The organism is Micromonospora sp. NPDC047753 (assembly GCF_040642735.1).
GTDB lineage: Bacteria > Actinomycetota > Actinomycetes > Mycobacteriales > Micromonosporaceae > Micromonospora.
Map to the genome: position 1 here is coordinate 1 of NZ_JBEYSL010000284.1, position 8709 is coordinate 8709.

At 72.4% G+C, this 8709-nt stretch carries 10 protein-coding genes; 4 read left to right on the plus strand and 6 right to left on the minus strand.

Annotation, left to right across the window (positions count from 1 at the left end):
- The 4 genes from ABZ749_RS22250 to ABZ749_RS22265 all read right to left on the minus strand — a co-directional run.
- A partial coding sequence (locus ABZ749_RS22250) for a sugar ABC transporter permease (RefSeq protein WP_357230553.1) occupies window positions 1-1114 on the minus strand: 1114 nt, incomplete at its 3' end.
- On the minus strand, window positions 1111-2388 hold the full coding sequence (locus ABZ749_RS22255; RefSeq protein ID WP_357230556.1) for an extracellular solute-binding protein: 1278 nt from the start codon (window positions 2386-2388) through the stop codon (window positions 1111-1113). The genes ABZ749_RS22250 and ABZ749_RS22255, both read right to left, overlap by 4 nt.
- Window positions 2385-3017, minus strand: coding sequence for an ATP-binding cassette domain-containing protein (locus ABZ749_RS22260; RefSeq protein ID WP_357230559.1), 633 nt, complete (start codon window positions 3015-3017; stop codon window positions 2385-2387). Before ABZ749_RS22260 ends, ABZ749_RS22255 begins: the two co-directional genes overlap by 4 nt.
- Before the next feature lie 94 nt (window positions 3018-3111).
- Window positions 3112-4089 carry a WYL domain-containing protein gene (locus ABZ749_RS22265; RefSeq protein WP_357230561.1) on the minus strand — a complete coding sequence of 326 codons (978 nt, stop codon included), beginning with the start codon at window positions 4087-4089 and terminating at the stop codon, window positions 3112-3114.
- A gap of 44 nt (window positions 4090-4133) precedes the next feature.
- On the opposite strand from ABZ749_RS22265, the gene ABZ749_RS22270 reads away from it, so the two are divergent.
- On the plus strand, window positions 4134-4613 hold the full coding sequence (locus ABZ749_RS22270) for a hypothetical protein (protein ID WP_357230566.1): 480 nt from the start codon (window positions 4134-4136) through the stop codon (window positions 4611-4613).
- Window positions 4613-5071 (plus strand): hypothetical protein, encoded by a 459-nt coding sequence (locus ABZ749_RS22275; RefSeq protein ID WP_355009057.1) that lies wholly within the window; start codon window positions 4613-4615, stop codon window positions 5069-5071. Before ABZ749_RS22270 ends, ABZ749_RS22275 begins: the two co-directional genes overlap by 1 nt.
- Before the next feature lie 41 nt (window positions 5072-5112).
- On the opposite strand, the gene ABZ749_RS22280 is transcribed toward ABZ749_RS22275, so the two are convergent.
- Both ABZ749_RS22280 and ABZ749_RS22285 read right to left on the minus strand, forming a co-directional pair.
- The gene (locus ABZ749_RS22280; RefSeq protein WP_357230569.1) at window positions 5113-6285 is read right to left on the minus strand and encodes a low temperature requirement protein A; all 1173 of its coding nucleotides are present in this window, start codon (window positions 6283-6285) and stop codon (window positions 5113-5115) included.
- Between the two features lie 26 nt (window positions 6286-6311).
- Window positions 6312-6731: a hypothetical protein gene (locus ABZ749_RS22285; RefSeq protein WP_357230572.1), complete on the minus strand. Its 420-nt coding sequence runs from the start codon at window positions 6729-6731 to the stop codon at window positions 6312-6314.
- Between the two features lie 185 nt (window positions 6732-6916).
- On the opposite strand from ABZ749_RS22285, the gene ABZ749_RS22290 reads away from it, so the two are divergent.
- Together ABZ749_RS22290 and ABZ749_RS22295 are read left to right on the plus strand one after the other, a co-directional pair.
- Window positions 6917-8005 carry an S-(hydroxymethyl)mycothiol dehydrogenase gene (locus ABZ749_RS22290; protein WP_357230575.1) on the plus strand — a complete coding sequence of 363 codons (1089 nt, stop codon included), beginning with the start codon at window positions 6917-6919 and terminating at the stop codon, window positions 8003-8005.
- The gene (locus ABZ749_RS22295; RefSeq protein ID WP_357230579.1) at window positions 8002-8631 is read left to right on the plus strand and encodes an MBL fold metallo-hydrolase; all 630 of its coding nucleotides are present in this window, start codon (window positions 8002-8004) and stop codon (window positions 8629-8631) included. The genes ABZ749_RS22290 and ABZ749_RS22295 overlap by 4 nt, the downstream gene beginning before the upstream one ends.
- Window positions 8632-8709 lie beyond the last annotated feature (78 nt).

Consider the following 8709-nt stretch of genomic DNA (forward strand, 5'->3'; position numbering starts at 1 on the left):
GCATCATGCCATCGGGCGACAGCCCTCTTGGTGCAGTGCCGAGCGCCTTCCTGCGGCAGGCGTCGATGATGCGCCGAATGCGACGGTGACGGCCCAGCCAGGCGATCGCGGCACCCGCCGCGAGCAGCCGGAACACCCGTCGGGGCGGGGCGACCGAGGCGGGCTCCGGTGCCGCCTCGACGCGCGGCGGGGGCCAGGCCTGCCGGACGAAGAGCGCGGCCACCATGATTCCGCCGATCACCGCCACCAACCACACCACCCCGAGCGCGGCGCCGTCGCCGGTGGTGGTGGTCCCGGACGTCTGCCAGATCCGCAGCGCCAGCACCGAGGCCTCGTCGCGGACCGAACCGGGCGTCATCACCAGGATGAGGTCGAACGTGCGGCTGGTGCCCACCGCCACCAACGCGAAGACCACAGCGGTCGTCCGCAGCAGCAGTGGCCGCCACTGCGCGTCCCACAGCACATGACGACGCGTACCGCCGTAGGCGCGGACCGCGTCGGCGAGGCTCGGCGGCACCGCGTCCAGCGCGGAGCGGAAAACCAGCACCGCCAACCCGACCCAGGCCCAGACGAACGCCGACATCAACGCGACGGTGACCATTCCCGGCCCGAGCAACTGCGGGGCGTCCTCCACCGGGCGGCCGGCCAGTCGGGTCGCGACCAGGGTGGCCAGCCCTCGGCTCGGGTCCGGGTCGTACATCAGCCGGAAGGTGACCCCGGTGACGACCAACGGCAACGCCACCGGCACCAGGAGGATCAACCGGACCAGGCCGCCCTCCTGGGAGCGGCGGGACGCGGCGGCGAGCAGATAGCCCAGTGCCGTCACCACCGCCGGCACCAGCAGCGCCCAGAGGACCGTCCGACCGACCACCGCGCCGGTGCCCGGGGCGGCGAGCGCGGTCCGGAAGTGCGCCGCGCCGACCCAGCGACCGTCGGTGGTGACGCTGGCGTGCATGGTCCGCAGCACCGGCCACAGCACCAGCCCGCCGAGCAGCACCGCGGCCGGCAACAGCAGGGCCGACGTGGCCCCCGCCGCCGGATAGGCCCGACCGCGCCGGGCCGGACCGACGTCGTCGAGGACCGCCAGCTCGCCGAGGACCCGCACCTGGCTCATCGGCCGCCCCCCGCGCTGCGGGCCGCTGCGGCGAGCAGGCCGGTGGCCCGGCGGATCGCCTCGCCGGCGCGGACCCCGTCGGTGACGTCGGCGAAGAAGCCCTGCATGATCCGCCAGATGCCGACCCCGTCCGAGCCGGTGAACGCCCCGCGCAGTTGGTCGGAAAGGTCGAAACGCAGGGTGCCGGGGGCCCGCATCTCCGTGGCGAGTTGCTTGCCGACGCCGTCGGTGTAGCTGCTGATCGAGACGTTGGTGTTGGGCGACAGGTAACCGCCTTCGCGTAGCCACGGCTGGAACGAGTCGGCCCTGGCCAGCCATTCGACCAACTCGACCCCGCCCCGGGCGTCGGCGAACGCCACTGCCGCGTCCCCACCGACGATCAGGGGACCACCGCCAGGCTGGGCGCCCGGGAACCGGAACGTGACAGGTGCCTCCGGGCCGCGCCGGAACGGACGTACGACGTCGGCGGTGAAGTCGGCTCCGAGGAGCATCACCGCCCGTCTGGTGTGCACCACCTGGATCACCGATTCCTCGTACTGGGTGAGCAGGGCACGACGGCCGCCACCGACGAACGCACCCCCGATGCTCCACAGCCCGGCGAGGCGGTCCAGGGCGTCGCGTACCGGCTTGTCCTGCCAGTCGGCGCCCTGTTGGGCGAGGGCGTAGTAGCTCCCGGGTGCCATGTCGGCCAGAACGTTCTCGAACCAGTCGGTGAGCACCCAACCATCCGCGGCGCCGATGGCCAGGGGTGCCGGGCCGCCGTCGCGTCGGGCACGCGCGGCCAGCTCCCTGGTCTGGTGGAGCAGTTCGTCCCAGGTGGTCGGCGGCGCGGGCAGCGCGGAGGGCAGGTGCCAGACCAGCGACTTGTGCGCCGCCTTGACCCAGACGCCGTAACGTTCGCCCTCGGTCATCAGCAGATCGCTCAGCTCGACGCGCACGGCGTAGTCGGTGGACGGGCGCACCGGGCTCAGCCAGCCGCGCTGGGCGTACTCGGTGACCAGGCCGGGGCGCGGCAGGATCGCCACGTCCGGGCTGGTGCCGGCGAGGTGTCGGGCGCGCAGGAACGCGTCGATGTCGTTGCCGGCGCTGATCACCTGCACCGGGGCGGGGTAGCCGGCGACGACCTCGCGGAACCGGTCCAGCTCGCTCGTGCTCCACACCACGGCGACCTGTACCGACCGGGTTCCGCCGGAGCAGCCGGCGGCCAGGGCGGTGGCGCCCGCGGCGGCGGCGCGCAGCAGCGTACGGCGACCCACCCGGGCGGCCGGCGTCATCGGGCCGCCTCGCTCGGCTCGGTGACCAGCTCGTGCCGCACCGGTATCTCGGCCAGGGTGGCCGGGTCGGCGGTGCAGACCAGCACCGCCACCCCGGGGGCGTCCGGCGGCGAGAGGCGAGGCATCAGATCACCGAGGCGGCTGTCGCCCGCCGAACCGGCCGGCAGGTCGACCACCAGCACCTCCGGCAGGCAGGCCGCCGCTCGGGCGAGCGCCACCCGGAACCGCTGGGCGTCGGAGATCTGGTGCGGCAGCAGGGCGAGGGAGAGCGCCAGCTCGAGCCGGTCGACCACTGTGGCCGTCCAGTCGTTGGCCACCTCGTGCACCCGTTCGCGTTTGCGCTGGCCGTACTCGATGTTGCGCCGCACGCTGAGCTGCGGCAGCAGCGCGCCACCGGCGGGCACGTAGCCGATCTGCCGGCGCGGCGGCGGCAGGCTGGTGACGTCCCGGTCGCCGACGAGGACGCGGCCGGTCACCGGCGGGGCCAGCCCGGCCAGCACCCGGGCGACCGCCGTGCCGAACCGGGGCGGCGCCACCAGGGCGGTGAGTGTCCCGGCGGGAACGTCGAGGGTCACCGGCCCGGTGCCGGGGACGGCGACCAGTGCGCGTAGTCGTAACGTGGCCCTCACCTCCGGTGACCATTGATGACCGTCCCAGGGTGGCACACCGTGCAGACAACCGACGCCCCCGACCTCTTTCCACTGTGGAGACGGTCGGGGCTGTTCAGGCGGGGGAGTAGAGCGCGGCGAGCCCGGCCGCCGTGGCGGCCAGCCGTTCGCGCAGCGCCACCGGGGTCAGTACCTCGACGTCAGCACCGAGGCGCAGCAGGTCACCGTGGGCGTGGGTGAGCGACTCGATGGGCAGCACCGCTGTCACCCACCCCCGCGCGTCCGGTGGCCCGGCGCTGCTGTCCATTGCTGTCACCACCGGATCGCTGCCGATCTCACGCAACCGCTCCCGCCCGGCGGGGGAGAGCCGGACGCGGGCCTCGTCGCGGTGCAGTCGGGCCCGGAACTGCACCACCTGCGCCCGCCACCAGGACGGCAGGTCGAAGTCGTCCGGGCGGTCGAACTCCTGCGCCAGCGGGGTCAACGCGAGGATCTGGTTGACCCGGTAGGTCGCCGGCGCGCCCCGGCCGGGCTGGTCGGCCACCACATACCAACGGCCGCCCTTGAGGACCAGGCCGTACGGCTCCAGGACACGGGTCACCTCGCCGTTCCAGCCGCGGTAGCGCACCTCGACGCGGTGCTGCCGCCAGACCGCCTCGGCCGTGCGAGCCAGCTCGGGGGAGGCGTCGCCGTCGGCGTACCACCCGGGAGTGTCCAGGTGGAAGCGTTGTTGCAGTCGGGTCGCCCGGTCGCGCAGCGGCGCGGGGAGCGCGGCGTGCAGCTTGAGTTGCAGCGCCGCCACCACGTCGCCGTAGCCCAACTCGTCGGCGGGGCCGGGCAGGCCGGCGAGGAACAGCCGGTCGGCCTCCTCGGCGGTCAGCCCGGTCAGTCGCGTCCGCCAGCCGTCGACCAGTTGGTAGCCGCCGGCGTGCCCGGCCTCGCCGTAGAGCGGGATGCCGGCGGCGTGCAGCGACTCGACGTCCCGGTAGATGGTGCGGGGGGAGACGGCCAACCGCTCGGCGAGCTGCGCGGCGGTCAACCGCCCGTGCGACTGGAGCAGCAGCAGGACGGAGAGAAGTCGAGAGGCTCGCACTTCACTGACACTAGTTGTCAGGGGACCCGTCCTACCGTCCCGACATGGCATTCCGCGACAAGGAACTACGAACGCCCGGGCCAGTGCTGATCGGCGGCCGGCAACTCAAGCGCTACCACATGGACCAGTCGGAGCGGCCGATCGAACCCGAGGTGGAGAAGGCCGCGTACGACCTGCTGCCCGACCTGCTGGCCGACGTCGTCGACGACGGCACCCCGGCCGCCGGGTGGGTGGTGCTGCACCGGGGCGCGGACACCGGCGCCTATCTGCTGGCGTACACCTGGGTGTGGGACAACGCGCTGGAGATCCGTGTCGCCGCGGCCGGGCAGCCGGCGCTGGACTGTCCTGACGACGACCCGGCACACTTCGTCCACCTACGCCGCCCGGCGGTGGGCTGCGTCTGGGAGTTGGCGGTACTGGAACACGAGCGGGCCGCCTGGGTCCGGCACATGCTGCTGCCGGAGAGTCCGAATCTGACCGATTATCTGCGTGACACGCGAGCGGAAGGGCCGGTGGGCCGCTGATGGGCGACTTCGACTTCTTTGTGGGCACCTGGAACGTCGTCAACCGGCGGCTGCGCAAGCGGCTGGTCGGATCCGACGAGTGGGAGGAGTTCCCCGGGGTGTCGGTGGCGCACGGCTTCTTCGCCGGCGGCGGTCACTTCGACGAGATCACGTTCCCGACCAAGGGATCCGCCGGCGCCACGATCCGGGTCTTCGATCCGGCCCGGCAGGAGTGGTCGATCTACTGGACGAGCAGCGACACCGGGGTGCTGGGGCTGCCGCCGATGGTGGGCCGCTTCGTCGACGGGGTCGGCCACTTCTACGCCGACGACCAGCACGAGGGGCGTCCGGTCCGGTGCCGGTTCATCTGGTCGGGCATCAGCGCGACCACCGCCCGGTGGGAGCAGGCGTTCTCGGTCGACGGCGAACAGACCTGGGAGACCAACTGGATCATGGAGTTCACCCGAGCATCGGACTAGTGGTCTCGCGCTGACGTCCGGTGGGTGATTCGTGAGCGGCGTCAGGTCACCGGCGTGCTCGGGCCCACGTCGCGGCGGCGCAACAGGATGGTCATCGCCACGAGGGCGACCAGCAGCGCCGCCATCGCGTACACCGGGGTCGGACCGAGCGGTGCGAGCAGTGCCAGCAGCGCGACGACCGGGAAGGCGACGACCACCGCGCCGTGCTGCTGCCGACGCACGTGCAGCATCCAGACCGTGAGCAGGAAGACGGCGATCGGGACGGCCACCGCGTACCCGGCGACCCTTCCCGAGATGTGCGAGAGGTGCCGCTCGTGGTCCACCGACACGCTCAGACCCGCGCCGACTGCGGCGACCGCCGCGAAGATCAGGTAGTGGCCGTAGCCCCAGACCAGCGTGTACGGCATGCGGTCGGGCGCGTCGATGGGCCGGTCGAAGTAGAGCCACCACAGGGCGAACACGATCACGGCGGCCGCCGCCGCCAGCGACCAGAGGTGACGGTCGCCGGCGTCAACTCCGGTCTGGATGGCCACCGACGTGGCCAGCACCACGTCACCGAGCACGATCAGGGTGAACAGCCCGTAGCGTTCGGTGATGTGTCGCGGATGCCAGGGGGTCATGCCCGGGCGCTCGGCCACCGCCGGCACCAGCAGGTCGGCCACGACCAGCAGCAGCAACGCCGCGGTCCCCCACTTCTGCGGCAGGGCCAGTCGGAGCAGCCAGCCGATCTGGACGACGGTGACGCCGATCGCGTACCGCCGGGCCGCTGGGCGGTGCGCCGGGTCACCGGCGGCGGCCCGGCACCACTGCACGACGAGCGCGATCCGCATCACCACGTAGCCGTACGTGATGACGCTGAAATCGCCGTCGTTGAACGCGCGAGGCACACCGGCGGCGATGATCAACGCGCCGGCGATCTGCACCAGCGTCGCGATCCGGTAGAGGTCGTCGTCAGTGTCGTAGGCCGAGGCGAACCAGGTGAAGTTCATCCACGACCACCAGATCGCGAAGAAGACCATCAGGTACCTGGTCAGCGCGTGTCCGAGCTGATCCTCGGAGACGGCGTGGTGCAGGTTGGCGGCGGCCTGCGACACCGCCACCACGAAACACAGATCGAAGAAGAGCTCCAGCGGCGTGGCCGCGCGGTGCGGCTCGTCGCGACGACGTGGCCGCATGGGCCGGTAGAACGGCCGCACCGACCGGGGCTGGGTCACCGAAACTCCTCAGACCACCCGTCGGGTCAGCCGCGCCGACGGCCGTGGGTCAGCCCCTCCAGAACCAGGGTCAGCCCCGCGCCGATCAGCCAGACGTCCTTGGCCAGCCCCGCGCCCTGCTGGGTCGGGCGGATGCTGCCGGGTTCGCGCATCCCCGGCGTCTTCAGGTAGAGCTGCACCAGGCCCGCGCCGAACGCGGTAAGGCCGAGCCCGGCCAGGGGCGCCGGGACGAACGGCGCGAGCAGCGCGGCCCCCAGGGCGATCTCCGAGTACGACAGCAGCTTGGCGAATCGCGCTGGCTCGAACTGGCCGAGCTGGGGCATGGCGGCGACCGCCATGCCGTGCAGACCCTCCGCGGCGGTCCCCTCCAGAGTGCGCTTGCCCAGACCCGAGTTGAGGAAGTACGCGCCGATGCTGACCCGTAGCGGCAGGTGCGCGAATTTCATTGTCACTCCCGTTGGCCGTGGTCGAATGCGGCCCGCGTACCCCGCACCGCCCGCGATAACCCGACGGGCCGGCTGGGCTGGCCGTGGTGGTCGCGGTAGGTTCGCCAGGGGCCCACCGCCGAGCCCGTGGCACACCCGCCCACCCCGGCGCGCGGCCCCGCCGCAGACCACCAGCAGGAGGCGAAGTGAGCCAGGAAGTCCGGGGAGTCATCTCCCGCAGCAAGGGCGCGCCGGTCGAGGTCGCCACCATCGTGGTGCCCGATCCCGGGCCCGGTGAGGCGATCGTCCGGATCCAGTCGTGCGGGGTCTGCCACACCGATCTGCACTACCGCGAGGGTGGCATCAACGACGACTACCCGTTCCTGCTCGGTCACGAGGCGGCGGGCATCGTGGAGCAGGTCGGCGAGGGCGTCACCGATGTCGCCCCGGGTGACTTCGTGGTGCTCAACTGGCGGGCGGTCTGCGGCGTGTGCCGCGCCTGCCGTCGCGGGCGGCCCTGGTACTGCTTCAACACCCACAACGCCACCCAGCGGATGACGCTCACCGACGGCACCGAACTCGCCCCGGCTCTCGGCATCGGGGCGTTCGCCGAGAAGACCCTGGTGCACGCCGGGCAGTGCACCAAGGTCGACCCCGCGGCCCGCCCCGCCGCCGCGGGCCTGCTGGGTTGCGGGGTGATGGCCGGGCTGGGTGCGGCGATGAACACCGGAAACGTCATCAGGGGCGACTCGGTCGCGGTGATCGGCTGCGGCGGCGTCGGGGACGCGGCGGTCGCCGGTGCGGTCCTCGCCGGCGCCACCACGATCGTCGCTGTCGACACCGACAGCCGCAAGCTCGACTGGGCCCGCACGTTCGGTGCCACGCACACAGTGAACGCGTCCGAGACCGACCCGGTCGAGGCGATCCGTGCCGCCACCGGTGGCTTCGGCGCCGACGTGGTGATCGACGCGGTGGGCCGACCGGAGACGTGGAAGCAGGCGTTCTACGCCCGCGACCTGGCCGGCACCGTGGTGCTGGTCGGCGTACCGACCCCGCAGATGCAGATCGAGCTGCCGCTGCTGGACGTCTTCGGACGTGGTGGCGCGCTCAAGTCCAGTTGGTACGGCGACTGCCTGCCCAGCCGGGACTTCCCGATGCTCACCGAGCTGTACCTGCAGGGCCGGCTCGACCTGGACGCGTTCGTCACCGAGGAGATCACGCTCGACCAGGTCGAGAACGCCTTCGACCGGATGCACCACGGCGACGTGCTCCGCTCGGTGGTGGTGTTCCCGTGACCGCCCGCGTCGACCACGCGGTCACCTCGGGCACGTTCTCCCTCGACGGGCAGACCTTCGACGTGGACAACAACGTCTGGGTGATCGGTGACGACCGCGAGTGCGTCGTCCTGGACGCGCCCCACGACGTGGCGGCGATCCTCGCCCTGGTGGGCGACCGGCAGGTCCGGGCGATCCTGGCCACCCACGCCCACGACGATCACGTACGGGTGGCGCCCGAGCTGGCCGAGGCCACCGGCGCGCCGGTGCTGCTGCACGCCGCCGACCGGGTCCTCTGGGACATGGTCCACCCGCACCTGCCGCCCAACGGCGAAGTGCACGACGGGCAGAGCATCGAGGTGGGCGGCACCACGCTGCGGGTGCTGCACACCCCCGGGCACAGCCCCGGGGCGTGCAGCTTCCACGCGCCGGAGTTGGGCGCGGTGTTCACCGGCGACACGCTCTTCGCCGGTGGGCCCGGCGCGACGGGCCGCTCGTACAGCGACTTCGACACCATCGTCCGGTCGATCCGCACCCGTCTGCTGACACTTCCCGCGGAGACGGTCGTGCACACCGGCCACGGCGACGACACGACGATCCGCGCGGAGGCACCGCACCTGCAGGAGTGGCTGGACCGCGGCCACTGAGCCCAGCACACCGGCCTGCTGGGCGCGGTCGACGGGCTCAGCGTTCGTCGGCCGCGCCCAGCACCGGGTTGACGTCCA

What these genes read in the sequence shown, in the direction of transcription:
- ABZ749_RS22255 (WP_357230556.1), bottom strand. Translation starts at nt 2,388, where the DNA reads ATGACGCCGGCCGCCCGGGTGGGTCGCCGTACGCTGCTGCGCGCCGCC.
- ABZ749_RS22275 (WP_355009057.1), top strand. Translation starts at nt 4,613, where the DNA reads ATGGGCGACTTCGACTTCTTTGTGGGCACCTGGAACGTCGTCAACCGG.
- ABZ749_RS22270 (WP_357230566.1), top strand. Translation starts at nt 4,134, where the DNA reads ATGGCATTCCGCGACAAGGAACTACGAACGCCCGGGCCAGTGCTGATC.
- ABZ749_RS22285 (WP_357230572.1), bottom strand. Translation starts at nt 6,731, where the DNA reads ATGAAATTCGCGCACCTGCCGCTACGGGTCAGCATCGGCGCGTACTTC.